The 26843-nt window shown below is 61.2% G+C and carries 24 protein-coding genes; 13 read left to right on the top strand and 11 right to left on the bottom strand.

What is annotated here, in order from left to right; all coding sequences use genetic code 11:
• Positions 1–154 precede the first annotated feature (154 nt).
• The 3 genes from hcnC to hcnA are packed head-to-tail and all read right to left on the bottom strand — an operon-like array spanning position 155 to position 3139.
• Positions 155–1414, bottom strand: a complete 1260-nt coding sequence (hcnC, locus tag PSH78_RS10725) for a cyanide-forming glycine dehydrogenase subunit HcnC (RefSeq protein WP_305500356.1) — start codon at positions 1412–1414, stop codon at positions 155–157.
• Positions 1398–2816: a cyanide-forming glycine dehydrogenase subunit HcnB gene (gene hcnB / locus PSH78_RS10720; RefSeq protein WP_305500355.1), complete on the bottom strand. Its 1419-nt coding sequence runs from the start codon at positions 2814–2816 to the stop codon at positions 1398–1400. The genes hcnC and hcnB overlap by 17 nt, the downstream gene beginning before the upstream one ends.
• Positions 2813–3139, bottom strand: coding sequence for a cyanide-forming glycine dehydrogenase subunit HcnA (gene hcnA / locus PSH78_RS10715; protein WP_305500354.1), 327 nt, complete (start codon positions 3137–3139; stop codon positions 2813–2815). The genes hcnB and hcnA overlap by 4 nt, the downstream gene beginning before the upstream one ends.
• Before the next feature lie 273 nt (positions 3140–3412).
• Here hcnA and PSH78_RS10710 point away from each other — a divergent pair, with 273 nt between their 5' ends.
• Positions 3413–4096, top strand: a complete 684-nt coding sequence (locus PSH78_RS10710; protein ID WP_305500352.1) for a response regulator transcription factor — start codon at positions 3413–3415, stop codon at positions 4094–4096.
• Complete coding sequence (locus PSH78_RS10705; RefSeq protein ID WP_305500350.1) at positions 4074–5459, top strand: HAMP domain-containing sensor histidine kinase; 1386 nt, start codon at positions 4074–4076, stop codon at positions 5457–5459. Before PSH78_RS10710 ends, PSH78_RS10705 begins: the two co-directional genes overlap by 23 nt.
• Positions 5460–5642: 183 nt before the next feature.
• Here PSH78_RS10705 and PSH78_RS10700 read toward each other — a convergent pair whose 3' ends face one another.
• From PSH78_RS10700 to PSH78_RS10675, 6 genes are all read right to left on the bottom strand, one after another.
• Positions 5643–5891: a DUF1652 domain-containing protein gene (locus PSH78_RS10700; protein ID WP_305500349.1), complete on the bottom strand. Its 249-nt coding sequence runs from the start codon at positions 5889–5891 to the stop codon at positions 5643–5645.
• 238 nt (positions 5892–6129) lie between these two features.
• On the bottom strand, positions 6130–7614 hold the full coding sequence (locus tag PSH78_RS10695; RefSeq protein WP_305500347.1) for a helix-turn-helix transcriptional regulator: 1485 nt from the start codon (positions 7612–7614) through the stop codon (positions 6130–6132).
• A gap of 91 nt (positions 7615–7705) precedes the next feature.
• Positions 7706–8839 carry an HlyD family secretion protein gene (locus PSH78_RS10690; protein WP_305500345.1) on the bottom strand — a complete coding sequence of 378 codons (1134 nt, stop codon included), beginning with the start codon at positions 8837–8839 and terminating at the stop codon, positions 7706–7708.
• Positions 8836–10494, bottom strand: a complete 1659-nt coding sequence (locus PSH78_RS10685; RefSeq protein ID WP_305500344.1) for an MFS transporter — start codon at positions 10492–10494, stop codon at positions 8836–8838. Before PSH78_RS10685 ends, PSH78_RS10690 begins: the two co-directional genes overlap by 4 nt.
• A gap of 235 nt (positions 10495–10729) precedes the next feature.
• Entirely contained in the window at positions 10730–11008 is a 279-nt protein-coding gene (locus PSH78_RS10680) for a hypothetical protein (RefSeq protein WP_305500342.1), read from the bottom strand.
• A gap of 144 nt (positions 11009–11152) precedes the next feature.
• A complete protein-coding gene (locus PSH78_RS10675; RefSeq protein ID WP_305500340.1) occupies positions 11153–12592 on the bottom strand; it encodes a hypothetical protein in 1440 nt (479 codons plus the stop codon).
• Between the two features lie 641 nt (positions 12593–13233).
• Between PSH78_RS10675 and PSH78_RS10670 the strand changes: the two genes are divergently transcribed.
• From PSH78_RS10670 to PSH78_RS10640, 7 genes are all read left to right on the top strand, one after another.
• On the top strand, positions 13234–14532 hold the full coding sequence (locus PSH78_RS10670) for an OprD family porin (protein WP_305500338.1): 1299 nt from the start codon (positions 13234–13236) through the stop codon (positions 14530–14532).
• Between the two features lie 170 nt (positions 14533–14702).
• On the top strand, positions 14703–15524 hold the full coding sequence (locus PSH78_RS10665) for an NAD(P)-dependent oxidoreductase (protein ID WP_305500337.1): 822 nt from the start codon (positions 14703–14705) through the stop codon (positions 15522–15524).
• A 41-nt stretch (positions 15525–15565) separates the two neighbouring features.
• Positions 15566–16471 carry an SMP-30/gluconolactonase/LRE family protein gene (locus tag PSH78_RS10660; protein WP_305500335.1) on the top strand — a complete coding sequence of 302 codons (906 nt, stop codon included), beginning with the start codon at positions 15566–15568 and terminating at the stop codon, positions 16469–16471.
• 56 nt (positions 16472–16527) lie between these two features.
• Positions 16528–17496 carry a TRAP transporter substrate-binding protein gene (locus tag PSH78_RS10655; protein WP_305500334.1) on the top strand — a complete coding sequence of 323 codons (969 nt, stop codon included), beginning with the start codon at positions 16528–16530 and terminating at the stop codon, positions 17494–17496.
• Positions 17497–17573: 77 nt separating this feature from the next.
• Positions 17574–18101 (top strand): TRAP transporter small permease, encoded by a 528-nt coding sequence (locus tag PSH78_RS10650; RefSeq protein ID WP_305500332.1) that lies wholly within the window; start codon positions 17574–17576, stop codon positions 18099–18101.
• Positions 18101–19381, top strand: a complete 1281-nt coding sequence (locus PSH78_RS10645) for a TRAP transporter large permease (protein WP_305500330.1) — start codon at positions 18101–18103, stop codon at positions 19379–19381. Before PSH78_RS10650 ends, PSH78_RS10645 begins: the two co-directional genes overlap by 1 nt.
• Positions 19382–19540: 159 nt before the next feature.
• Positions 19541–20410, top strand: coding sequence for an aldose 1-epimerase (locus tag PSH78_RS10640; RefSeq protein WP_305500328.1), 870 nt, complete (start codon positions 19541–19543; stop codon positions 20408–20410).
• Between the two features lie 132 nt (positions 20411–20542).
• Here PSH78_RS10640 and PSH78_RS10635 read toward each other — a convergent pair whose 3' ends face one another.
• Positions 20543–21343 carry a sulfite exporter TauE/SafE family protein gene (locus tag PSH78_RS10635; RefSeq protein ID WP_305500327.1) on the bottom strand — a complete coding sequence of 267 codons (801 nt, stop codon included), beginning with the start codon at positions 21341–21343 and terminating at the stop codon, positions 20543–20545.
• 207 nt (positions 21344–21550) lie between these two features.
• Between PSH78_RS10635 and PSH78_RS10630 the strand changes: the two genes are divergently transcribed.
• Positions 21551–22414, top strand: a complete 864-nt coding sequence (locus PSH78_RS10630) for an MBL fold metallo-hydrolase (RefSeq protein ID WP_305500325.1) — start codon at positions 21551–21553, stop codon at positions 22412–22414.
• A 168-nt stretch (positions 22415–22582) separates the two neighbouring features.
• On the opposite strand, the gene bkdR is transcribed toward PSH78_RS10630, so the two are convergent.
• Positions 22583–23071, bottom strand: coding sequence for a Bkd operon transcriptional regulator BkdR (bkdR, locus tag PSH78_RS10625; protein WP_003202929.1), 489 nt, complete (start codon positions 23069–23071; stop codon positions 22583–22585).
• 194 nt (positions 23072–23265) lie between these two features.
• On the opposite strand from bkdR, the gene PSH78_RS10620 reads away from it, so the two are divergent.
• From PSH78_RS10620 to PSH78_RS10610, 3 genes are read left to right on the top strand one after another with little or no spacing between them, the layout of a single operon-like run.
• Positions 23266–24501 carry a 3-methyl-2-oxobutanoate dehydrogenase (2-methylpropanoyl-transferring) subunit alpha gene (locus PSH78_RS10620; RefSeq protein WP_305500323.1) on the top strand — a complete coding sequence of 412 codons (1236 nt, stop codon included), beginning with the start codon at positions 23266–23268 and terminating at the stop codon, positions 24499–24501.
• Position 24502: 1 nt separating this feature from the next.
• Positions 24503–25561, top strand: a complete 1059-nt coding sequence (locus tag PSH78_RS10615; RefSeq protein ID WP_305500321.1) for an alpha-ketoacid dehydrogenase subunit beta — start codon at positions 24503–24505, stop codon at positions 25559–25561.
• Entirely contained in the window at positions 25562–26842 is a 1281-nt protein-coding gene (locus PSH78_RS10610; protein WP_305500319.1) for a dihydrolipoamide acetyltransferase family protein, read from the top strand. It begins immediately after the preceding gene.
• Position 26843: the final 1 nt, after the last annotated feature.

Raw genomic sequence — 26843 nt, 5'->3', positions numbered from 1 at the left:
ACAAGGGATTTGTGGTGAACAAAAAATCCTGTTCAACCGAAAAACACTGTGGGAGCGAGCCTGCTCGCGAAGGCGCCAGCGCATCAACATTGATGTCGACTGACACGCCGCTTTCGCGAGCAGGCTCGCTCCCACACTGGTTTGGACTCGGCTCTCAGGCCGGTTGCATTTTCCTCGGCTCTGCAACCGCCGCTACTTCAAACCGGTCCGCCAGGAACGGTGTGATGTCCAGCGGCAACGGTTCGTCGTTCACCAGTTTGTCCAGCAGCACCCCGGTGATGGCCGAGGTCAGGATGCCGGTGCGAAAATGCCCGCAGGCGTTGAGGTAGCCCTCCACGCCGCGCATCGGCCCAAGGATCGGCAATTCATCCGGTGAGCCGGGACGCAGGCCGGCCCAGGTGCGTTTCAGGTTGATGTCGGCCAGTTGCGGGATACACCGCACCGCGCCTTGCACCAACCCCTCGATTTCAGGGTAGGTGGTGGTCACGTCGAACCCCTTGTCTTCCGTGGTGCTGCCGATCAGGATCTCGCCGTTGTCCTTCTGCGCCACATAACAATCGCTGGTGGTCAGGCACCCCCTGAGGATTTTCGGCATGCGCTCGGTCAGCAGGATCTGCCCCTTGACCGGCTTGACCGGAATCCGCACGCCCGTCGCCTGCGCGCTCAAGTCCGCCGCCCAGGCGCCGGCAGCATTGATCAACGTCCGGCAGTTGAACGTGCCGGCTTCGGCGGTTTTCACCCCTGTCACCCGACTGCCATTACGCAACACGTCAGTCACATTGGTGTTGAAGAACAGATCAACACCATTCTGCCGCGCGCCCTCGGTGTAGGCGTCGGCCAGGCGGAACGGGCTGACCTGGTGGTCGCAGAGAAACTCCAGCGCGCCCAAGGCCTCACGGCTGACACTCGGCTCGGCCTCGCGCAACGCCGCCTGGTCGAGCCAGCGCACCTGATCAGCCAGGTGCGGAATGCAGGCGACAATGTGTTCGGCGTAGCAGCGGTCCTCATCGTCATAGATCACGAACTTGAGCCCGGTCTCTTCAAATTTGAAATCCATGCCGTGACGCTCGATCAACTCGGCGTGCAATTGCGGGTACATCGCGTTGGACTGCAAGGCGAAATCGAAAAACGAGTCGGGCAGGATATGCGGCGTGCTGGCATCCACCGCCACGGCGGCGCCTTGGGCCTGGCGCTTGCGGTTGGCCGACATCATGCGGAAAAAAATCACCCCGCAGCCCAGACCCACCGATTCGCCGATGGCCCACAGGCCGCCAGCCGATGCGCGCGTGGCGTTGCCTGGACGCTTGGCATCGATCAGGGCGATCTTCAGGTGCTTGCGCTTGGACAGTTGATAAGCGCAGGACGCCCCGATCACCCCACCACCGGCGATCACTACGTCATAGTGCCTGATCATGGGAAACCGCCTCCGAGTCGTCGTTCCGGAACGCAGAGAAAGGAATCGGATCGATCGGAAAACGTGGCCGTAGCCAGCCCACATCGGTCCGTCCGGTAGCTTCGCGCAGGCGGTCGCTGCAGTAGCCGACACACAGGCGACCCTGGCAATCGCCCATGCTCACCCGGGTACGCATTTTCAGGCTGGCCATGTCTTGCACGCCCTGTTCAAGGGCGCGGTCGATGTCCGCGCGGGTGGCGTGTTCGCAACGGCAGATCACTGTATCGGCGGCTGGCAGCGTGGTTTGCCCGGCGCCGCGCCGGGTGTAGCGATCAACGGCGGCGCGAAAACGAATGATCCGGTCCAATTGGGTCTGATAGTGCCTGCGGCGCCCCAGCGCCGTGGCCTCATCGAGGGCATTACGCTGCAGCAAGACCGACAACGCCGCGATGCGCCCGCTCAACATGGCCGCTTCACCGCCGCGGATCCCGCCCATATCGCCCGTCAGGTGGATATGCGCTTCGCTGCTGCGCTGCCAGGCATCGGACATGGCGCGCAGGTAGCCGTCCTCGCTGAAGCCATGGTCAAGCCCCATCTGCTGGCTCAACTGCGTGCGCGGGATAAACCCGTAGCCGACCGCCAGCGTCTCGGCCGGCAGCTGCTCGGCCTGTCCAAGGTCCGGCTTCCAGTCGGCGGAGTAAGGCGCAACGGTCACGCTGCTCAGTTCACCCTCGCCCTCGGCGCGCACCACGCCCCAACCATAACGCACCGGTATGCGGTGCCGCTTGAGGTACGCCAGCATGCCCAGGCCATCGAGGAATAATTGCGGTTTGTTCAATAACGCCAGGCTTTCCTTGGCGATCCTGCCGAAGGCACAGGCTTCGTAGACACCCGCCACGGTGACGCCCGAGGCGTGCAGCTGGCAGGCCACCAAGGGCAGCAACGGGCCGGTGCCGGCAATCACCACCGGGCTCGGCGGCTTGACCACGCCACTCTTGATCTGCAATTGCAGGCCACCGAGCATCATCACCCCCGGCAGTGTCCAGCCGGGGAACGGCACGCTGCGTTCATGACAGCCGGCTGCCAGGATCAACTGGGAATAGGCCACCTCGCGCAGGCGCTCGTCGCCGTCCAGCAGCATCAGCGCCCGGAACCCCTCGGCACCGATGACCCGACTGCCCAGTCGCACATCAATCAGGCCGGCGTTGCGCTGGAATTCCCCATGGAGCTTTGCCAGGGCCTGGCTGTAACGCGCCCCCAGGTAGTCCAGGCTCACGCCATCGCGCAACGGCCCGCGGTAGACCACGCCGCCCAGGCGTGGCGCTTCTTCGAGCAGCGTGCAACGCAGACCATTGGCGGCCAGCTCGATGGCCGCCGCCATACCCGCCGGCCCGCCGCCGACAATCACCGGATCGAGGTTCATGGCGCCTCCGTTGCGGCAATGCGGTTGACCCGGGTTTCGATCTGCATGCCCGGTCGGACCAGCGTCTGGCAGGCCCGTCGCTTGTGGCGGCCATCGATCCTGACGAGGCAGCATTGGCAAATGCCCATGCCGCAGTAGGCACCGCTGACCTGGCCGTGGTCGTTGCGGGCCACCTGGCGTTGGCCCATGGCCTGGATCACGGTGAGGACGGTCTCACCCTCGGCGGCATCGACAGCCTGGCCGTCCAGGCGAACGCTCATGTCGGCCCGTTTCAGCGGTTGAATATCGAATTTACGGCGTAGAACATTCTCGGAGTTGATCATGCGACTCATCCTTAAGGTTCAGTAGGTCTCGGCTCCTTGCGCCACTTGCCACCCGCTTCTCGTCAGTGCTCGCCAGCGACAGCGCGGCAGAACACAGCGAGGGACGCAGCATGATGGTGCGTGCCGGAATATGTTAGGGATTATTTGTGACGAAGTATTGATCCAGGCCAGGGAATGCATTTGCCGGCGCCCATGAACTTTTTTTCAGAAAGCCGACAGGTAATCTTTGGCAGAATGCTGCGCAATAGCTCCACTTCCCAACCGGTAACGCCCATGAACCGTATCCTGACCATCGAAGACGACGCCGTGACCGCCCGTGAAATCGTCGCCGAACTGACCCGCAACGGCCTGGACGTCGACTGGGTCGACAACGGCCGCGAGGGCCTGGAACGGGCTGTCAGCGGTGACTATGACCTGATCACCCTCGACCGCATGCTGCCCGAGCTCGACGGCCTGGTCATCGTCACCCAGTTGCGCAGCATGGGCGTGGCCACGCCGATCCTGATGATCAGCGCCCTCTCCGATGTCGACGAGCGGGTGCGTGGCTTGCGGGCCGGCGGCGACGATTACCTGACCAAGCCGTTCGCCACCGACGAAATGGCCGCCCGGGTCGAAGTGCTGCTGCGCCGCAACAACGGCGCCCGCGAGCCGGAAACCGTGCTGCGGGTGGCGGACCTGGAGCTGAACCTGATCAGCCGCGAGGCCAGCCGCAACGGCCAGTTGCTGAGCCTGCTGCCGACCGAGTACAAGTTGCTGGAATTTCTGATGCGCAACAGTGGCCAGATCCTCTCGCGCATGATGATTTTCGAAGAAGTCTGGGGTTATCACTTCGACCCGGGCACCAACCTGATCGACGTCCACATCGGTCGCCTGCGCAAGAAGATCGACCCGCCGGGCCTGGAACCGCTGATTCGCACGGTACGAGGCTCCGGCTATGTCATTGCTGAACCCCGCTAAGGGCTGGCGTTCTTCCAGCAGCCGCCTGCTGGCGCTGTACAGTTCGCTGTTCGTGATCTGGAGCGCGATCCTGATGGGGGTCATGTATTACGAGGTGTTCGGCTACCTCGACAGCCTCGCCAAGCATTCCCTGATGCAGCGCCAGCACCTGTTCGCGCGTATCCATGGCGAACAGCTGGAAGACGCGCTCATGGCCAGCCTGTCGCTGGATGAACGCGGCGTCGACGCCTACGGCCTGTTCGACCCGCAACTGCGCCATCTGAGCGGACCGATCCAGCGCATCCCCGCCGACCTGCCGCTGGACGGCAAGATCCATATGCTCGGTGGCTGCGTCGACTCCGACGACCCGATGATCCCCTCCGACAGTTGCGACGCGGTCGCGACCCGGACCCAGGATGGCCGCTGGCTGGTATTGGCGCGGGACAACGGCTCGCTGTTCGCCGTGACCCGCATCATCCTGCACGCGCTGCTCTGGGGGGTCTCGTTGACCATCCTGCCGGGCATCGCCGGCTGGCACCTGTTGCGTCGCCGGCCGCTGCGGCGTATCCGCGCCTTGCAGGCCAGCGCGGAAGCCATCGTCGCCGGCGACCTGACCCATCGCCTGCCGCTGTCGAGCCGTCGCGATGAACTGGACATGCTGGCAGCCATCGTCAATGCCATGCTCGATCGCATCGAACGGCTGATGAATGAGGTCAAGGGCGTCTGCGACAACATCGCCCATGACTTGCGCACCCCGCTGACGCGCCTGCGTGCCCAGCTCTATCGCATCCAGCAGGAGGCCGCGGACGGCTCCCCGGAGGCGTTGCAGATGGATCAGGTGATCGCCGAGACCGATACGCTGATGGCGCGGTTTCGCGGTCTGTTGCGGATCTCGGAACTGGAGGACCAGCAGCGCCGCTCCGGTTTCGTGCGTCTGGATCCGCTGCAGTTGTTGCAGGAATTGCATGACTTCTATCTGCCGCTGGCCGAAGAACGCGAGCTGGTGTTCAAGCTGGAAGTGCCCGACACCCTACCCTTGCTCAACGGTGACCGGGCATTGTTGTTCGAGGCGGTATCGAACCTGTTGAGCAATTCGATCAAATTCACCCCATCGGGCGGCGAGGTGATCCTGCGGGGTGTCGACCAGGGCGACAGCAGCCGCATCGAAGTGCTCGACTCAGGCCCTGGCATTCCCGAGGCGGAACGCAAGGCGGTGTTCCGGCGCTTCTACCGCGCCGAGGGCAGCAGCCAGCACGGCGGCTTCGGCCTGGGCCTGTCGATCGTCGCGGCGATTGTCACCTTGCACGGATTTACCCTGGAAGTGGATCGCAGCGAGCTGGGCGGGGCGCGGTTGGCGCTGGATTGTCGGGCGACGTTGCTTTGATTACGCAGCCCCCATTGACGACGCGGTCCCCGTGGCGAGGGAGCTTGCTCCCGCTCGGCTGCGCAGCAGTCGCAAGCTGTTAGACGCGGTGTGCCTGGGGACTGCCGATTCGACAGGTTTGGGATCGCTGCGCGATCCAGCGGGAGCAAGCTCCCTCGCCACAGGATCCCGTCAGGCTTGAGGCTAGGCCGGATCGCTGCGATGCAGCGGCGTGTTGTACAGCTCATAGCGCAGTTCATCGATCAGCTTGTTCAAGCCTTCCTCGGAGCGGATGCTGTCGACGCTCATGCCGCTCACCACCAGGTCGACCTCGCCGCTTTCCTGGCGATACAGGCGAATGGTCAGCGTGCCGTCGCCATTGAGGCTGCATTCACAGGCCAGCGGTGCAAAGCTTTGCTCGAGTCGGGTACGTAACGGAGCCAGATGGGTCATCTATGCACCTCAGCTTCGAAGTCGCAAATGACCGGTGGCCATGCCCGGCCTCCTGGCTCCCGAAGACGTCCTGTCGATCTCGCATTTGAACGGTTTGCTGCACATCGTGGCGTATTCCTTGACTGTTGCGTGGGGACGCGACATCAACAGCAATGCCGCACCCTCCCAGCCTAAGGACGTTGGGGCCTGAGCAGAACCTGAATTTGCACCAGCGCGCCAGGTGCATTTGCACTGGCTATCATGGCGCCTTCATTCGCCATTCGTTCGCGAACAAGCCCCGTTCCCGCGCCCAGACAATTGCCTCGCTACGGCTATGGACGTCGAGCTTCGAATACAGCGTCGCCACGTGATTGCGCACGGTGTTGGGGGCCAGCTTCAAGCGCGCGGCGATCTCCTTGTCCGCCAGACCCTCGCAAATCAGCCCCAGTACATCACGTTCCCGGGCCGTCAGCTCGGTGAAAGAGGTCGTCGGGGTCTGCGCATTGATGCTCTTCACATTGGCCAGCTTTTCGATCAGGGTGCGGCTGAACCACGACGCGTCCTTCATCACCTCTTCGATGGCCGCCACCAGCTCCAGCTCCGAGCGCTTGCGTTCGGTGATATTCATCAGCACCAGCAGGAAACACGGTTTGTCCTGGATGATGACGGTATCGGCCGCCACTTCGCAGTCGATCTGCTCCCCGCCTTTCTTGTGCACCTTGACGTCGACCCTGGACACGGTGGCAGTCTTTTCCAGGCGCCCGAACAACGTCGCGGCCGCTTCCTTCTCGAGGAAGCCGATCTCGTCCACGGTCTTGCCCAACAGCTCTTCGCTGGCATAACCGGTCGCCTGGAGGAAGGCCTCGTTGATTTCCGCCAATTGCAGTTCTGCGCTGCAGATCAGCGTCGGCACCGGCGACAGCCGGAACGACTTGGCAAAGCGCTCCTCGCTCTGGCGCAGCGCCGTTTCGGCCTTGCGCCGCGGCTCCATGTCCATGAACGAAAACAGCATGCAGTCTTCATCGTGCAGGTCCAGCGGCTGGCCGGCGACGATCACCTGTTTGCTGGTGCCATCGGGCAAGCGCAGCTCGGCCTGCATCTGCGGGATGGTCGCGCCCTGCCCCAGGCGCTCAACGGCCAGGCCACGCTTTTCGGCAGCCTCGAGCACATCCAGTTCATACACCGAACGCCCGATCACCTCTTCGCGGCTATAGCCGGTCATTTCCAGGAAACCCGCGTTGACCTTGATATAACGCAAATCGCTGAGACGGCAGATCACCGCCGGTGCGGGGTTGGCGCCGAAGGTTTTCTCGAAGCGCTGTTCGGCGCTGGCCCATTCCGTGGCATCGCTGAGAATCAGCACCAGGTATTCCGGCTCGTCGTTGCGGTCGGTCAGCACCATGCTGCGGATGCGGTGCACCCAGGTGCGGTCCGGATCGGCCACCGGCGTGACCTCCACCAGCACATCGCTGAACTCGTCGCCGCGAGCGACGCGGGCGATGGGGTAGTTGTCTTCGGGCAGCGAATGGTTGTTGCGATAACGCAAGTTGAAACGCCGGGCGTACTCCTTGGCATTGCTGCCCAACTCGCCAAGCTCCTTGACTCCGTGCATGGCCAACGCTGCTTCGTTGGCCCAGGCAATCGTCTGGTCGACTTCGATCAGCATCACGCCATCCGACAGCCCGGCGATGATCTGCAGCAATTGGCGGCGATTGGTATCGGTGCTTGGGACTTCCAGATTCATTGGTTCTCCATGGAGGGTCAGAGGCGCATGGAGGTTACGACTCCCGCGTGAGTGACGCGTTCCCTGCGCGGAAAACGTCGGTTTTTCCTGATCATTGTTGTTCGGCGGCGGTATCGATGCTCACTACCACCGACATACCCGGTCGCAGCCGCTCGCTTTCGGGCTGGCCCGGATCCACCGTGATACGAACCGGTACACGCTGGGATATCTTGACGAAATTGCCGGTGGCGTTGTCGGCCTGCAACAGGCTGAACTCCGAGCCGGTGGCCGGGGAAATGCGTTCGATATGCCCCTGGAATCGGCGATGGCCGAGGGCATCCACGGTGAAGCTTGCCGGCTGGCCGACCCGCACCTTGTCCATCTGGGTTTCCTTGAGGTTGGCGATCACCCACTTCTGGTTCGGCACCAGCGCCATCAACTGCGCCCCGGAATTGACGTAGGCGCCCAGGCGCACGCCGATCTGCCCCAGTTGACCGTCCCGTGGCGCCAGCACGCGAGTGTTGGACAGGTCGATGCGCGCCAGTTGCACCGCCGCCTCGGCGCTGGCGACGGCGGCTTCCAGGGAGCCGCGGTTGACGATGACGGTTTGCCGGTCCTGACGGGCAATTTCCAGGCTGGCCTGGGCCTGGGCGACGGCCGCGGTGGCTTGGGCGCTGGCGGCGCGGCTGATATCCAGTTCACGCCTGGACACCGAACCGTCCTTTACCAACGCCTCGTTGCGGCGCAGGTCGGCGGCGGCTTTGTGGGCCTGGGCCTGGCTGTCGGCCAGCGCGGCCTGGCGCAGCTTGATGGTCGCCTCGGCGCTGTTGCGCTGCTGTACGACGTTGGCCAGGGCCGCCTGTTGCACCGCCAGTTGCGCCAGCGCCTGGTCGAGCCGTTGCCGGTAGATGCGGTCATCCAGGCGCACCAGCAGATCGCCGGCCTTGACGAACTGGAAATCCTGCACCGGGACTTCATGGACATAACCACTGAGCTGCGGCCCGATGATCGTCACCTGCCCGCGCACCAAGGCATTTTCAGTGGTTTCCACGGCGCTGCTGAACGGCGGCAATTGCCAGGCGTAAAGCACCACCAGCACGCCGACAATCGCCACTGCGGCGAATCCGAGGGATGAAAGCATCCGCACTCGCAAGGAGCGCGGTTTTGTCACCGGAGCGGCAGGAGGCGCCTGGTCTTCCGGCGTATCGGCGATGGCATTGGTGGTCGTGGTGGTCGGCTCGGTCATGGAGAAGTGGCACCGCTGGGTTGTGGCGAAGGAGCAGGCGCTGCGGCGGGCTGAGTGGTGCTCATCAGCCACAGCGCACGAATGGAAATCCAGATCATCGTCAGCACGGCAATCACCGCGATCAGCATGAACACATCGTTATAGGCCAGTATGTTGGCTTCGCGGGTAGCGGCCGCAGCAAGGCTGCGAAGGCCCTGCAGGTGACGCAGGCCCGGATCGGCAATCAGCGAGCCCACCGCCGAACCGCCGCTGTCCACCCGTGCGGCGACGCGAGGGTCGAACTGACTCAGGTTCTCCACCAGATGGCTGGAATAGAATTTCTCGCGCACCACCTGGAACGTGCCGAGCACCGCGGCCCCTACCAGACCGCCGAGGCTCTGGCAGATCCCGAACAGCACGGAAAAACTCACCAGGTTTCGCGGGTTGGTCAGCACATTGCGCACCCCCAGGATCATCGTCGGCCCAAGGAAGAACGTGCTGCCGAATGCCAGCAGGAACTGGCTGAAATACATGTTTTGTGGACGGCTCAGGTTGTTCGAATAACTGTCCATCACCGACCCCGTGGCCATCAAGGCCAGGGAAATGATCAGCGGCATGAACAGGTGCGCCGGGTTGATCGTCAGCGCGCTGGTCACCAGCCCGGCGATACTGCCGATCAGCATCACCACGTAAAGGCTGTGCATCTGCTGACTGCTCATGTTCAGCGTTTGCAGGAAACCCACCGCTCCGGTGGATTGTTCCGAGGTCACCATGCGGATCAGAATCACCGCCAGGGCCAGGCGGATCATCACCCCGCTGCCGAGCCAACGCGTCATCAGCATCGGATTGCTGCGGTTATGTTCGATCGCCAGGCCTGCCATGATCAGCACGATGGAAGCCGCCGAGGCCACGCCGATCCATGGCGCTTCCAACCACCAGTCGATGCGCCCCAGCGACAACACCGCGCACAGCAAGGCGACGCCGCTGGCGAGCACGGTGAAGGTCAGGAAGTCGAGTTTTTCAAAGGTCTTGAAGCGATCACCCGGCGGCAACTTGAGCAGCAGCACGCAGCCCAGCGACAGCAGCGCCATGCCCAGTTCGAACAGGTACAAGCCGCGCCATTCGGCGATTTGCAGTAGGTCTTCAGAGAACAGCCGGGCCATTGGCAGCGCCAACTGCGAAGTGCCCAAGCCCAACACCAGCGCCTTGAGCCGCCACTTGGCCGGGAAAGCCTGGACCATGTAATACAGGCCCAGGGAGCTGAGGGCCGCACCGACCATGCCATGGGCCGCACGCACGGCGATCGCCGAGTTCAGGTCGTTGACGAACAGATGGCCGAAGGTCACCAGGGCGTAAAGCGCCAGGAACACTTCGGTAAACGCGCGCAAGCCGAATTGCTGGCGAAACTTCACCAGCAGCAGGTTCATCGAGACGTTGGTCATGACGTAGGCCGCGGGCAGCCAGGCCATCTCCGCCGTGGTCGCCCCCAGGGAACCTTGCAGATAAGGCAGATTGGCGATCACCAGCGAATTGCCCAAGCCCCCGGTCAACGCCACCAGCACGCCGACCAGCGCGTAGGCAAGCCGCTTGGACGTGGGATGCAACGGCGTCGAGGGCGAACCAGGCAGCGTCGGCCGTTCGTGCGGCTGCCAGGCGCGCGGGGTGTAATGATCCATTCAGAAACCTTGGGGGAACATAACGACAATTGGCCGCTGGAAACTTTCAAATGCTTGTTCGACGACAACGAACGCCAAGAAGTGCCGCAGACGCTTTCGTGGCGAGGGAGCTTGCTCCCGCTGGGCTGCGCAGCAGCCCCATCACTGATAACTCGGTGCCGCTGATAGGGGATCTTCAAGAGGGCTGCCAGGCAGCCAGCGGGAGCAAGCTCCCCCGCCACGGATCGAGGTGGGTTCAGGCGTCGCTGGCAGGGCCTGCCGCTTTCGAGCGGGCGCGATCCTTGGCGGCCTTGGCCTCGGCGGCAAGGCATTCCAGGCAGAACTGCTCGGCGTAAGACATCAGGATTTCGGTAGTATCGCCCTTGATCGTACGCGAGCCCGCGAGAATGTAGCGCATGCGTTTTTCAGTGACGCCGATGCGCAAGGCAATCCAGGCCGGTGTCTGGCCGATGCGGTCGACCAGTTTGTTGGCATATTCGGTGGAGTGGTTGTAGCGCTCGGCGTTGGGGAACATAGGGGGTCCATGGAAAGGGGATCAAGGCAGGGCGGCAGGTTACTCCTTTTTGTGCTGGGGTCATGTTTTTACGCAAGCTTGTAGCCGCCCAAGAGCAGCCACAAGGTTGGATATGCCTGGGGTGCAGGGTTGAGACGCAAGTGTCTATGGGCGGACCCATATATCCCTCATTATCCCAGCTTGTCCGAGGACGTTGACTTGGCGAAGGGTAATGTAATAGCCCTGACCTGGTGTTAAATTTTTAAATGTGTATTTGGCATAGGTAATGGGAAGTAACGTAGATTCTACTGCTGAACCAATAGGTTTGCCTTTATCGTCAGCTTTATAAATGCAGACCTCATAATTTTCGCCATGAGGCTGCCTTTTCAACCAACCGGCCAGTATTCTGTCCTCCTCAATCAAATGATGGCGTTCTAACCCAATAAATTGTGGCTCACCAGGAACAGGGGCCGCCCCCGTATTGCCCGAGAACACAGCACTTTGTGACTTCAATCCGGTATTATCTACCGCGTAAACCGACCCTGTGAAATTTGCATTAAAATCCACCTTAAAAGTAGCCGTAGGCCACTCCACGTACCTGTCCTGGTGTTGTACCGTTTTAGTTTCTCCGTTAACGACGGCAACATAATGAGAGACCAGTAAATTATCGGTAGACTTAAAGGACACTACTAACAACCGATCATCAGACTGGTATTTATTCCCTACCACTGGCTTGGAGGGAGGGATGGGTGATGCCTTTTTTATATTGGACGTGATGCAATTCTGCACGATATTTGAAGCTTCAAAAAAATCCACATTGATAATATTGGATTTTTGGAGCCACTCCGAATCTGCTGAGAACCACTCGTTAATGGCCGCTCCGATTTTTTCAGGGCCGTAGCGCCTGGAATACTTGACAACCTGCAGCGATCTCAAACGGTCCGGCGGGTAGATGTTGTGGATGGTATTCATAATATATTCCCTTATCTGAGCCAAACTGGGCAGGTCCTCTCCGACCCAATCACTTTGGACACCACCCCAGAACATTGGCCCGCCCACCACTGCCCAAGCGAGTATGATATGTTTTCCAGGATACTGCTGGTTGATTTCTTTAAGTGTCAAGCTCGCTGCTTCTGGGGGAATCAAGATATCAGACAAGCCGTCCACAAACTTACTTTTTATAACCTCCCACCAAAACTCTCCAATTTCTGAATCTGCGTGATTTATATCAAAAATGATAATTTCATTATTTCGAGCACCCCCACCCTCATTGAAAAACCTTCGGCAATCGTCAATTAGATGTTTTATGGTTCTAGTTGACTCGACATCCCCGTGATAGAAGTTGAATGCAACCGCATCATGGTACCGGTGCATACGAATACGCAAGTCCAATACGCGAATACCATTCATTAACTGGTAATAGAAGGAGTCTTCTTGACAGGCAACCCAACCCTCTTCCGCGCCCAACACCCCTTTTTTATCCACCCCCGAGTTATGGGCAGAAGGAAGTGCTAACTCATGAAGTTTAAGGATGCCAAGTTTCTCCTTGTTGTCGGTCATCCAAGTATCTGTTCTATGCGCTAATGGTTCGATTGGGGTTGACATGTCTGCGTTCTCTTTGTGGCGAGTAAGGTAAAATGCATGTAGCGCACAGATAGTAAAATCTCCTAACTCCTGAGCGCACAGGCGGCAATTTAAGCTCACTGCCGAGAGAGGGCTACTGTCAGAAATGACAGGTAACTTGATTTTGTTGCTATAGGTCTGATCGTAATTTCATATAAGAGTGGTACTGCACATAAAGGCAAATACCTATGATCGTTTTCCGCGAGATACACACGCCGTGGCGAGGGAGCTTGCTCCCGCTGGCTGCGTAGCAGCCTAGGGAAATATGGCAACGAGCGCATCGTGTAGATATTTTGAAGCTGCTGCGCAGCCCAGCGGGAGCGAGCTCCCTCGCCACAGAAGCTTTATCGGCTTGCCATTCGACTAATGTCTTAGACCAGTCATCGCACAACCCAATCTCCTCGCAGCTATGCTGAGACTGCGCTTTTCTCCACAGCAAAGCCCTTTTCAGCCTAATGCAGCGCCCCTATAAAGCTAGGAAATGCCTACCGTCAGCGGCCACCAGCGAGAAAATTCCCCGTAATGGCCAGTTGACAAGAATCAGCCGCCACCAAATAATCCCTGCCATGTTGTACGACGACGTATAACAAATAAAAACAACAAAAAAGCAAGGGAGCGTCAGAGTGAGCACACGTGTCCGTTTTTCGCCCAAGAACCGTCCAACCCGTCCTTTTTGCCCATCGAATGTCGCCCTGGGCCTGATCAGTTGCAGCAGCCTTGCCATGTTCCTGCCCATGACCGCCAGCGCCGCAGGTTTTGTCGATGACGCCAAAGCCACGCTGAATCTGCGCAACGCCTATTTCAACCGCAACTTCGTCAACGACGCCGCCGCCCAAGGCAAAGCCGAGGAATGGACTCAAAGCTTCATCCTCGACGCCAAGTCCGGTTTCACCCAAGGCACGGTCGGCTTCGGCGTGGACGTGCTCGGCCTGTACTCGGTCAAGCTCGACGGCGGTCGCGGCACCGCCGGTACCCAGTTGCTGCCGGTGCACGACGACGGTCGCCCGGCCGATGACTTCGGCCGTTTGGGCGTGGCCCTCAAGGCCAAGGTCTCGAAGACTGAATTGAAAGTCGGCGAGTGGATGCCGGTGCTGCCGATCCTGCGTTCCGACGATGGTCGTTCCCTGCCGCAAACCTTCCAGGGCGGCCAGGTCACCTCCACCGAGATCAACGGCTTGAGCCTCTATGGCGGTCAGTTCCGTGGCAACAGCCCGCGTAACGACGCGAGCATGGAAGACATGTCGATGAACGGCCGCAGCGCCTTCACTTCCGACCGTTTCAATTTCGGCGGCGGCGAATATGCCTTCAACGAAAAACGCACCCAGGTCGGCGTCTGGTACGCGGAACTGTCCGACATCTACCAGCAGCAATATTTCAACCTGACCCACAGCCAACCCATGGGCGACTGGACCCTGGGCGCCAACCTTGGCTACTTCATCGGCAAGGAAGACGGCAGCGCCCTGGCCGGCGATCTCGACAACAAGACCGCGTTCGCCATGCTCTCGGCCAAATACGGTGGCAACACCTTCTATGTCGGCCTGCAGAAAGTCGGCGGCGATGACGCCTGGATGCGCGTCAACGGCACCAGCGGCGGCACTCTGGCGAACGACAGCTACAACTCCAGCTACGATAACGCCAAGGAAAAATCCTGGCAGTTGCGCCACGACTTCAACTTCGCCGCCGTCGGCGTGCCGGGCCTGACCCTGATGAACCGCTACATCAGTGGTGACAACGTGCACACCGCCACGGTCGACGATGGCAAGGAATGGGGCCGCGAGACTGAGCTGGCTTATACCGTGCAGAGCGGTGCGCTGAAGAGTCTCAACGTGAAATGGCGTAACGCATCGATTCGTCGCGACTTCAACACCAACGAATTCGACGAGAACCGTATCTTCATCAGCTATCCGATTTCGCTGCTGTAACGGAAGGATTCAGCCTGGGCGCATCCCATGGCAATCTACGGCAAGGACGCCGTTCCAGAGCGGTTCGTCGATCAAACGTTGACAAGGCAGCAGAAGGATAAGGATATTCGCCCTCGGTCGTACGACAACTTATAACAACTGTACCTCTCACTGTTTGCTCAGGTAATGCCATGACCACGACACAAATTCGCCACCCCTTCAATCGCCTGCTGTTGACCGGTGCCGCCGGCGGCCTTGGCAAAGTCTTGCGCGAACGCCTCAAGCCTTACGCCCGCCATATTCGCCTGTCGGACATCGCCAACATGGCGCCGGCCATCGACGAAAGCGAAGAAGTGGTGCCCTGCGACCTGTCGGATAAACAGGCTGTGCACCAGTTGGTGGAAGGCGTCGACGCCATCCTGCATTTTGGCGGCGTGTCGGTCGAGCGTCCGTTCGAGGAAATCCTCGGCGCCAACCTCAGCGGCGTGTTCCATATTTATGAAGCCGCGCGCAAGCACGGCGTCAAGCGCGTGATCTTCGCCAGTTCCAACCATGTCATCGGTTTCTACAAGCAGGACCAGACCCTCGACGCCCTCTCCCCGCGCCGTCCGGATGGCTACTACGGCCTGTCCAAGTCCTACGGCGAAGACATGGCCAGTTTCTACTTCGATCGCTACGGCATCGAGACCGTGAGCATCCGCATCGGCTCGTCATTCCCGGAACCACAGAACCGCCGGATGATGAGCACCTGGCTGAGCTTCGACGACCTCACCCAACTGATCGAATGCTCGCTCTACACCCCGAAAGTCGGCCACACCGTGGTTTACGGCGTGTCCGCCAACCGCGATGTCTGGTGGGACAACAGCCACGCCGCGCACCTGGGTTACCAGCCCAAGGACACTTCGGAAATCTTCCGCGCCAAAGTCGAAGCCCAGCCAATGCCGGCCGAGGATGATCCGGCCAGGATCTACCAGGGCGGCGCCTTTGTCGCTGCCGGCCCGTTCGACAACTGATTCGCCTGTTTCATGGGATACACACGAACCAAGGAATCGCCATGCAAGCCGAATTGATTGTCGATGCACGCAACGCCGTCGGGGAAAGCCCGGTGTGGGTCCCCGAGGAGAACGCCCTGTACTGGGTGAACATCCCCAGCGGCGGCCTGCAACGCTGGAACGCCAGCACTGGAAAAATCCAGGGCTGGGAAGCCCCCGAAATGCTCGCCTGCATTGCCCGTCACCAGGACGGTGGCTGGGTCGCGGGCATGGAAAGCGGTTTCTTCCGTCTGCACCCCAATGACGACGGCAGCCTGGACAGCGAACTGTGCGCCAGCGTCGAACACAGCCGCAGCGACATGCGCCTTAACGACGGCCGTTGCGATCGCCAGGGCCGTTTCTGGGCCGGCAGCATGGTGTTGAACATGGGCGCCAATGCCGACGAAGGCCGGATGTACCGTTTTGACGCTGGGCAAAGCAGCCCGGTCGAGCCACAACTCAGCGGTTTCATCGTACCCAACGGCCTGGGTTTCAGCCCCGACGGACGGACGATGTACCTCTCCGATTCGCATCCGTTGAGCCAGCAGATCTGGGCCTTCGACTACGACATCGACAGTGGCACCCCGTCCAACCGGCGCCTGTTCGTCGACATGATGCCCCTGGCCGGTCGCCCGGACGGCGCAGCGGTGGACGCCGACGGTTGCTACTGGATTTGCGCCAATGACGCCGGGCTGATTCACCGCTTCACCCCGGACGGACGCCTCGACCGTTCGCTGGAAGTGCCGGTGAAAAAACCGACCATGTGCGCCTTCGGCGGAAGCCGGCTCGATACGCTCTTCGTCACCTCGATCCGTCCGGGTGACGACAATGATCCGCAATCCCTGGCCGGTGGCGTGTTCGCTCTCAAACCCGGCGTCAAGGGTCTGGCTGAACCTGCTTTCGGAGGACGGAAACACTCCGCGAACTGATCTGCTTTGCCGCTTCACATCGATAGATATAAAAACAACAACACTGGAGATTGACCATGAATTTCAAACGCACGCTTCTGATCGCGGCCCTGCCCCTGGCCTTCCTGGCGCAGGCGGCACAAGCGCTCGATATCAAGATCGCCGACATCCACCCCAAGGGCTACCCGACCGTGGTAGCCGAGGAATCCATGGGTAAAACCCTGGAAAAGGAGAGCAACGGCGAACTGAAGTTCAAGTTCTACCCTGGCGGCGTACTCGGCTCCGAAAAAGAAGTCATCGAGCAGATGCAAGTCGGCGCGATACAGATGTCCCGGGTCAGCCTGGGCATCGTCGGGCCTGTGGTGCCGGACGTGAACGTCTTCAACATGCCGTTCATCTTCCGCGACCAGGCGCACATGCGCGCAGTCATCGATGGTGATGTCGGCGATGCGATCCTCGACAAGATCACCACCTCCGAATTCGGCCTGGTAGCCCTGGCCTGGATGGATGGCGGCACCCGCAACCTCTACACCAAGAAGCCGGTGCGCAAGATCGAAGACCTCAAGGGCATGAAGATCCGCGTCCAGGGCAACCCGATGTTCATCGAGACCTTCAACGCCATGGGCGCCAACGGTATCGCCATGGACACCGGCGAGATCTTCAGCGCCCTGCAGACCGGCGTGATCGACGGCGCGGAAAACAACCCGCCGACCATGCTTGAGCACAACCACTACCAGAACGCCAAGTTCTACAGCCTGACCGGCCACCTGATCCTGCCTGAACCGATCGTGATGTCGAAAAAAACCTGGGAAAAACTGACCCCGGATCAACAAACGATGGTGAAAAAAGCCGCCAAGGCTGCCCAGGCTGAAGAGCGTGTACTGTGGGACAAGAAGTCCGCCGCCAGTGAAGAAAAACTCAAGGCCGCCGGCGTCGAGTTCATCACCGTCGACAAAAAACCCTTCTATGACGCCACCGCGCCGATCCGGGCCAAATACGGTGCTCCGTACGCCGACCTGATCAAGCGCATCGAGGCTGTCCAGTAAGACCCTCTTAATCTGTACTCATGAAAAGGCTGGGCGCGCCTGCGGTTAAAAGGCGCGCCCAGTTACGGTGGAACCCGATGAAGAATTTGCTGCTGCGTATCAACGACAAGATTTACATGACGTGCATCTGGGTCGCCGGCCTTTCCGTCCTGGCAGTTGCCCTGATGATTCCCTGGGGTGTATTCGCCCGTTACGTGCTGGGCTCAGGCTCCAGCTGGCCAGAGCCCACCGCCATTTTGCTGATGATCGTGTTCACCTTCATTGGCGCCGCCGCCAGTTACCGCTCCGGCTCGCACATGGCCGTTGACATGGTCACCAGCCGCCTGCCACCGCATCTGAAAAACGCTGCCTCGATTTTTTCCCAGCTGTTGATGGCCGCTGTCTGCATTTTCATGACCGTCTGGGGCACCAAGCTGTGCATGGCCACTTGGAATCAATTCATGAGCGCCATCCCTACCCTGCGCGTCGGCATCACGTACATGCCGATCCCGATCGGTGGCTTCCTGACCCTGATTTTTGTCCTGGAAAAACTCTTGCTGGGTGATCAAAGCCAGCGTCGGGTCGTGCAGTTCGACCTGGTTGAAGAAAACGAAGGTGCCGTTTAATGGACGCTCTGATTCTGCTGGGCAGTTTTTTGTTGTTGATCCTGATCGGCATGCCGGTCGCCTACGCATTGGGCGCCGCCGCCCTGATCGGGGCGTGGTGGATCGATATTCCGTTCCAGGCCATGATGATTCAGGTAACGGGCGGGGTGAACAAGTTCTCGCTGCTGGCCATTCCGTTCTTCGTCCTGGCCGGCGCGATCATGGCCGAGGGCGGCATGTCCCGCCGCTTGGTGGCATTCGCCAGTGTGTTGGTAGGCTTCGTGCGCGGTGGCCTGTCTTTGGTCAACCTCGTGGCCTCGAGTTTTTTTGGCGCGATCTCCGGCTCCTCGGTGGCCGATACCGCCTCGGTCGGCTCGGTGCTGATCCCGGAAATGACACGCCGGGGCTATCCGCGTGAATACGCCACCGCCGTCACTGTCAGCGGTTCGGTACAAGCGCTGCTGACACCGCCCAGCCACAACGCGGTGCTGTACTCGCTCGCCGCTGGCGGCACCGTCTCGATTGGTTCGCTGTTCATGGCCGGCATCGTCCCCGGTATCATGATGAACCTGTGCCTGATGGCGCTGTGCCTGGTTTTTGCGAAAAAGCGCAATTACCCCAAGGGCGAAGTGATTCCGCTCAAGCAAGCGTTGAAGATCTGCAAGGAAGCCATGTGGGGCATGATGACCCTGTTCATCATCCTTGGCGGCATTCTCTCGGGTGTGTTCACTGCCACCGAATCGGCCGCCATTGCCGTGGTGTGGGCGTTCTTCGTGACCATGTGCATCTATCGCGACTACAAGTGGAGCGAGTTGCCGAAACTGATGCACCGTACGGTACGCACCATCTCCATCGTGATGATCCTGATCGGCTTCGCCGCCAGCTTCGGCTACATCATGACGCTGATGGAGATTCCGGCGAAGATCACCACCGCGTTCCTGACACTGTCGGACAACCGCTACGTGATCCTGATGTGCATCAACGTGATGTTGCTGCTGTTGGGCACCGTGATGGACATGGCGCCGCTGATCCTGATCCTGACGCCGATCCTGATGCCGGTGATCGTCGGCATCGGCGTAGACCCGGTGCAGTTCGGCATGATCATGCTGGTGAACCTCGGTATCGGCCTGATCACACCGCCGGTGGGCGCGGTACTGTTCGTCGGTTCCGCCATCGGCAAGGTGAGCATCGAAAGCACCGTCAAGGCGCTGCTGCCGTTCTACGCCATGCTGTTCCTGGTGCTGATGCTGGTGACCTACATTCCTGCCATTTCGCTGTGGTTGCCGAATCTGGTGTTGTAACCCCAACAGTGAGCAAGCCCTCTTGTGGCGAGGGAGCTTGCTCCCGCTGGACTGCGCAGCAGGCCCCTCCGGTGTCAATCGGGGCGTCTGCTTCGCAGCCGAGCGGGAGCAAGCTCCCTCGCCACAAAAGCTTTCAGCCCTTCCGAAAAAGACGCCGCCATGACACCACCTCTTCTCCATCTCGAAGACGAACTCACTCGCCTCACCCTGGCTCCGCACCTGGGTGCCAGCCTCGTTGAATGGACATTGCGCAGCACCGGTGCGCCGTTGCTGCGCCCGCCCGCACCGCAAGCACTGGAAAACCGCCTGCCGGGAAAGCTCGGCTGCTTTCCGTTGATCCCCTGGTCGAACCGGATTGCCGAGGGCGGTTTCGATTGCCCTGGCGGCTGGCTCGCCCTGGAAGCCAACAGCCCCAACGATCCCTTTCCGATCCATGGCAGTGCCTGGCAGCAACCTTGGCAGGTTACCGAGCGAACCGGCCAGGAAGCCTTGCTGCAACTGGACAGCCTGTACCCCTTCGCCTATTGCGCCAGCCTGCGGATCCGCTTGAGCGGCGGCCAACTGCAAATCGCCCTCCACGTCACCCACATGGCCGAACAGGCTGCCTGGCACGGGTTGGGTTTGCATCCATATTTGCCACGCACCGCCGGTACCCGCCTGCAAACCCGCGCCAGCGAAGTGTGGATGTGCGACGCCTCGAAACTGCCAACGGAACTGAGGGACGTTCCTTCGAAGTGGGATTTCCAACAACCGCGGCTATTGCCCGACACCCTCGTCGACAACGGCTTCGGCGGCTGGGACGGACGATGCCTGATCCAGCAACCGGAACTGGGTTATGAACTGGAATGCCGCGCCAGCGGCAGCGAATATTTCCTGTTGTACTGCCCCGTCGGTCTGGATTTCTTCTGCATCGAACCGGTCAGCCATCCGGTCAACGCTCATCACCTGCCAGGACGGCCGGGGTTGCGCTTGCTGGAGCAAGGACAGTCGGTGGCGTTGGGGTTTTCGATGCAGTGCCGGGAGTTATAAGCACCGCGATCTACGTGGCGAGGGAGCTTGCTCCCGCTGGACTGCGAAGCAGGCCCATCCATTATCAAGCCTGGCGTCTGCTTCGCAGCCGAGCGGGAGCAAGCTCCCTCGCCACAAAAGCCTCCTCCTCCGCTAAGCCCGCAGCAACATGAACCCCGCCACCGCCAGGCACACCCCGGCAAAACCCACCTGCAACGCCCGCGCTGGAACCTTCGCCGAGAAGCGTCGCCCCAAAATCATCCCGACGATGCTCGCCGCAATGAACGCCGCCCCGACCCGGTCGATGCTCACCCCGGCATGAAACGCGCCGACCACGCCGATCAACGAAATCAAGCTGATGACCATCAAGGAGGTGGCGACAATGCCGCGCATCTGCACGTCGGTCAGTTGTTTGAACGCCGGGACGATCAGGAAACCGCCACCCACGCCCAGCAGGCCCGAAACCATGCCCGTGACCGCACCCAAAGCCGACAAGGTGGCGGTGCAGCGGGCGGTCCAGGCCAGGCGCCCGGTCTGCTGATCCAGCATGCAGTTCTTCTGGCCCCAACTGGCCGCACCGTGGTCGCTGGGCCCCGGCCGTGGGGTTTCCCGGCGCAGCATGCGCGCCGCCACCAGCACCATCAGCAGGCTGAACAGAATCATCAGGATTTTTTCCGCAAGCTGGTGGGCGAAATAGACACCCACCGGCGAAAACACCGCGCCCAGCAGCGCAATGAGCAACGCAGCGCGGTAACGCACCAGCCCATGGCGCAACCCATCGATGGCGCCGACAGCTGCGGCGCTGCCCACCGCAAACAACGCCACCGGCGCGGCCTGGGTCATGCTCCAACCCAGGCCCAACACCAACGCCGGCACGGCCAGAATTCCGCCGCCCGCCCCTGTCAGGCCAAGGATCAGGCCCATGATCACACCAAAAAAACTTGCCAGTAACATAACCGTCTCTCAAGCCGCGCACGCCTGTTGTCAGGTGTGATCGCATTTGCAGGACGCGGTGGCCCTCACTTAAGCTGCGGACCATATGTTGTAAGCCCCAAGCGTTGCAACCCGCTATTCATAGATTGGTCTATGACGAGCGAGCTTGCTCCCGCTGGGCCGCGTAGCCGCCCCTTTCATGAGTTCTTCCCGCACAGGTTCGTTGTCATGCCCGCGCAGATCCAAAGCTTCCTCGACCCCGCTTCAAAGACCTATACCTACGTGGTTTATGAACACGCTGGCGGGTCCTGTGCGGTGGTCGACCCGGTGCTCGACTACGACCCGGCGTCAGGCCGCAGCGGCACGGAGCAGGCCGATCGGGTGATCGCTTTCGTGGCTGAACACCAGTTGACGGTGCAATGGCTGCTGGAAACCCACGCCCATGCCGATCACTTGTCCGCCGCCCCTTACCTGCGGGAGAAACTGGGCGGCAAGATCGCCATCGGCGAATCCATCCATCAGGTCCAGAGTGTCTTCAAGACGCTGTTCAATCTCGAAGCGCAATTTGCCGTGGATGGTTCACAGTTCGATCACCTGTTCGCGGCCGACGAATCTTTTTTTATCGGCAACCTCAAGGCCACCGCGCTGCACGTTCCCGGCCACACCCCGGCGGACATGGCCTACCTGATCGATGGCGATGTGATCCTGGTGGGCGACACCCTGTTCATGCCTGACGTGGGCACTGCCCGCTGCGACTTCCCTGGCGGCGACGCCCATCAGCTCTACGCTTCGATCCGCAAGCTGCTGGCCTTCCCTGCCGGCGTTCGACTCTACGTATGCCACGATTACCCGCCGGAGGGCCGCGAGCCCCAGTGCATGAGCACCGTTGGCGAACAGCGCCAGCACAACATCCATGTTCGCGACGGCATCGACGAGACCGCGTTCGTGGCCATGCGCACCCAGCGCGACAAGACCCTGGGCATGCCGACGCTGCTGTTGCCGGCGATCCAGGTGAATGTGCGGGCGGGCCACTTGCCGCCGGCGGAGGGTAATGGCGTGACCTATCTGAAGATTCCGATCAATCAGCTCTAGGATCACCCCATATCCAATGTGGGAGCGAGCTTGCTCGCGAAGGCGGTGGGTCTGCTTGCATTGATGTCGGATGTAATGGCCCCATCGCGAGCAAGCTCGCTCCCACAGAGATCGGCGGCGGTCACATTGCCCGGTCACACCATAAATCCAATGTGGGGGCGCAGCCTTTCAGGTACCCAGCGTCAAGCCATTGGCCGGCAGCGGCAGCGCGGTCTTGTAGCGCACCTGCTTGAGGGCGAAGCTTGAGCGGATATTCGCCACCCCGGGGACTTTGGTCAGGAAATCCATCATGAACCGCTCCAGTGACTGGATGGTCGGCACCAGCACGCGGATCAGGTAATCCGGGTCGCCCGCCATCAGGTAGCACTCCATCACTTCCGGCCGGTCGGAGATCGCCTCTTCGAAATGCTGCAGCGCCTCTTCCACCTGCTTCTCCAGGCTGACATGGATAAACACGTTGACGTGCAGGCCCAGCAGGTCGGCATCCAACAGGGTGACCTGCTCGCGAATCACTCCCAGCTCCTCCATCGCCCGGACCCGATTGAAGCACGGCGTCGGCGACAGGTTGACCGAACGGGCAAGGTCGGCATTGGTGATGCGGGCGTTTTCCTGAAGGCTGTTGAGAATGCCGATGTCGGTGCGATCCAATTTGCGCATGAGACAAAATTTCCTGTTTCTTATCGTTGTGCAGATTTTTTATCTGCAAATCATCTAAACAGCAAGCCAACAGAGAAAAAAATTCTTCTACGTCGAGCCTATGATTGTTGTAGGACAATTTCCCACCTACCCAGGGAAATTCGTCAGCTAGCGCGCCCACTACAAGAAATTCACAAGATCGAGCGTAGAAAGCCATGAACCCAGCGTACGAACCGCTACGCCTGCACGTCCCCGAACCTTCGGGCCGTCCCGGCTGCAAGACCGACTTCTCCTACCTGCATCTGACCGATGCCGGCACGGTGCGCAAACCTCCCATCGACGTCGAACCCGCCGACACCGCCGACCTGGCGCGCAGCCTGATCCGCGTGCTCGACGACCAGGGCAACGCCCTCGGCGAATGGGCTGAAAACGTCCCCGTCGAAATCCTCCGCAAGGGCATGCGCGCCATGCTCAAGACACGCATCTACGACAACCGCATGGTCGTCGCCCAGCGCCAGAAAAAAATGTCGTTCTACATGCAGAGCCTTGGCGAGGAAGCCATCGGCAGCGCCCAGGCCCTGGCCCTGAACATCGACGACATGTGCTTCCCGACCTACCGCCAGCAAAGCATCCTCATGGCCCGCGACGTGCCGCTGGTGGACCTGATCTGCCAACTGTTGTCCAACGAGCGCGATCCGCTCAAGGGCCGGCAGTTGCCGATCATGTATTCGGTCAAGGACGCCGGTTTCTTCACCATTTCCGGCAACCTCGCCACCCAGTTCATCCAGGGCGTAGGCTGGGGCATGGCCTCGGCGATCAAGGGCGACACCAAGATCGCCTCGGCCTGGATTGGCGACGGCGCCACCGCCGAATCGGACTTCCACACCGCCCTCACCTTCGCCCACGTCTACCGCGCCCCGGTGATCCTCAACGTGGTCAACAACCAGTGGGCGATTTCCACTTTCCAGGCGATTGCCGGCGGTGAAGCCACCACTTTCGCCGGACGCGGCGTCGGCTGCGGCATCGCCTCGCTGCGGGTCGATGGCAACGATTTCATCGCCGTCTACGCCGCGTCGCGCTGGGCCGCCGAACGGGCCCGCCGTAACCTCGGTCCGGCCCTGATCGAATGGGTCACCTACCGCGCCGGCCCGCACTCCACGTCTGACGATCCTTCGAAATACCGCCCGGCCGACGACTGGAGTCACTTCCCGTTGGGCGACCCGATTGCGCGCCTCAAGCAGCACCTGGTGAAGATCGGCCAGTGGTCCGAAGAGGAACACGCCGCCGTCACCGCCGAGCTTGAAGCCGAGGTGATCGCCGCGCAGAAAGAAGCCGAGCAGTACGGCACCCTTGCCGGCGGGCAGATTCCGAGCGCCGCGACCATGTTCGAGGACGTCTACAAAGAGATGCCGGAGCACTTGAAGCGCCAGCGTCAGCAGTTGGGGATCTGACATGAACGATCACAACAACAATATTGCGTTGGACACCGCCATGACCACTACCACCATGACCATGATCCAGGCGCTGCGCTCGGCCATGGACGTGATGCTCGAGCGCGACGACAACGTCGTGGTGTTCGGCCAGGACGTCGGTTACTTCGGCGGCGTGTTCCGCTGCACCGAAGGCCTGCAGAACAAGTACGGCACCTCGCGGGTGTTCGACGCGCCGATTTCCGAAAGCGGCATCGTCGGCGTGGCCGTGGGCATGGGCGCCTATGGGCTGCGGCCGGTGGCCGAGATCCAGTTCGCCGACTACGTCTACCCGGCGTCGGACCAGATCATTTCCGAAGCCGCGCGCCTGCGCTATCGCTCGGCCGGCGAGTTCACCGCACCGATGACCCTGCGCATGCCCTGCGGCGGCGGCATCTATGGCGGCCAGACCCACAGCCAGAGCATCGAGGCGATGTTCACCCAGGTCTGCGGGCTGCGCACCGTCATGCCATCCAACCCCTACGACGCCAAGGGCCTGCTGATCGCCTCCATCGAAAACGATGACCCGGTGATCTTCCTTGAACCCAAGCGCCTGTATAACGGCCCGTTCGACGGTCACCATGACCGCCCGGTAACGCCGTGGTCCAAACACCCGCAGGCGCAAGTACCCGACGGCTACTACACCGTGCCGCTGGACGTCGCCGCCATCACCCGTCCGGGCAAGGACGTGACGGTGCTGACCTACGGCACCACGGTCTACGTCTCCCAGGTAGCAGCCGAAGAAACCGGGATCGACGCCGAAGTCATCGACCTGCGCAGCCTGTGGCCGCTGGACCTGGACACCATCGTCAAATCCGTGAAGAAGACCGGCCGCTGCGTGGTGGTCCACGAGGCCACCCGCACCTGCGGTTTCGGCGCCGAGCTGGTGTCGCTGGTGCAAGAACATTGCTTCCACCACCTGGAAGCGCCCATCGAGCGTGTCACCGGTTGGGACACCCCCTACCCGCACGCGCAGGAGTGGGCGTATTTCCCAGGGCCGTCCCGTGTGGGCGCGGCGTTGAAACGGGTCATGGAGGTCTGAATGGGCACGCACGTTATCAAGATGCCGGACATCGGCGAAGGCATCGCGGAAGTTGAATTGTCGGTGTGGCACGTCAAGGTCGGCGACATGGTGGTCGAAGACCAGGTGTTGGCCGATGTCATGACTGACAAGGCGATGGTGGATATTCCTTCGCCGGTGCATGGCCGGGTCATCGCCCTCGGTGGCGAACCGGGTGAGGTCATGGCGGTGGGCAGCGAGCTGATCCGCATTGAAGTGGAAGGCGCCGGCAACCTGAAGGAATCGGCTCAATCGACGGCACCGGTGGCCAAGCCTGAACCCGTCGCGAAGCCTGAACAGGCTTCCCGCCCCGAACCTGTGACGGAAAAACCCGTCGCCGCGCCCCGCCCGGCCCAAGCGGCACAGGCGCCGGTGGCCCGCGATCCCGACGAGCGTCCGCTGGCCTCGCCGGCCGTGCGCAAACACGCGCTAGACCTGGGTATCCAGCTGCGTCTGGTCCAGGGCAGCGGCCCCGCCGGGCGAATTCTGCATGAAGACCTGGAGGCCTATCTGGCCCAAGGCCCATCGTCCCAGGCCAAGGGCGGCTCGGGTTATGCCGAACGTCACGACGAGCAGCAGATCCCGGTGATCGGCATGCGCCGCAAGATCGCCCAGCGCATGCAGGAAGCCACCCAGCGCGCGGCCCATTTCAGCTATGTCGAGGAAATCGACGTCACCGCCCTGGAAGAACTGCGTGTTCATCTGAATGAAAAACACGGTGCCAGTCGCGGCAAGTTGACGTTGCTGCCGTTCCTGGTCCGCGCCCTGGTCGTGGCGCTGCGGGATTTCCCGCAGATGAACGCCCGTTACGACGATGAAGCCCAGGTCATTCACCGCTCCGGCGCCGTGCATGTCGGCGTCGCCACCCAGAGCGATGTCGGCCTGATGGTGCCGGTGGTGCGCCACGCCGAGGCCCGCAGCCTGTGGGACAGCGCGGCGGAAATCTCGCGCCTGGCGACAGCGGCCCGCAACGGCAAGGCCAGTCGCGACGAATTGTCCGGCTCGACCATCACCCTGACCAGCCTTGGCGCGTTGGGCGGCATCGTCAGCACGCCGGTGCTGAACCTGCCGGAAGTGGCGATCGTCGGCGTCAACAAGATCGTCGAGCGGCCCGTGGTGATCAAGGGCCAGATCGTGATCCGCAAGATGATGAACCTCTCCAGCTCCTTCGATCACCGGGTGGTCGACGGCATGGATGCGGCGCAATTCATCCAGGCCCTGCGTGGCCTGCTCGAACAACCCGCCACTTTGTTTGTGGAGTAAG

Origin of the sequence: Pseudomonas sp. FP198 (genome assembly GCF_030687895.1) — a bacterium.
Lineage (GTDB): Bacteria > Pseudomonadota > Gammaproteobacteria > Pseudomonadales > Pseudomonadaceae > Aquipseudomonas.
Note: the sequence above shows the minus strand (reverse complement) of the source record. Positions and strands in the feature narration are given on the sequence as shown.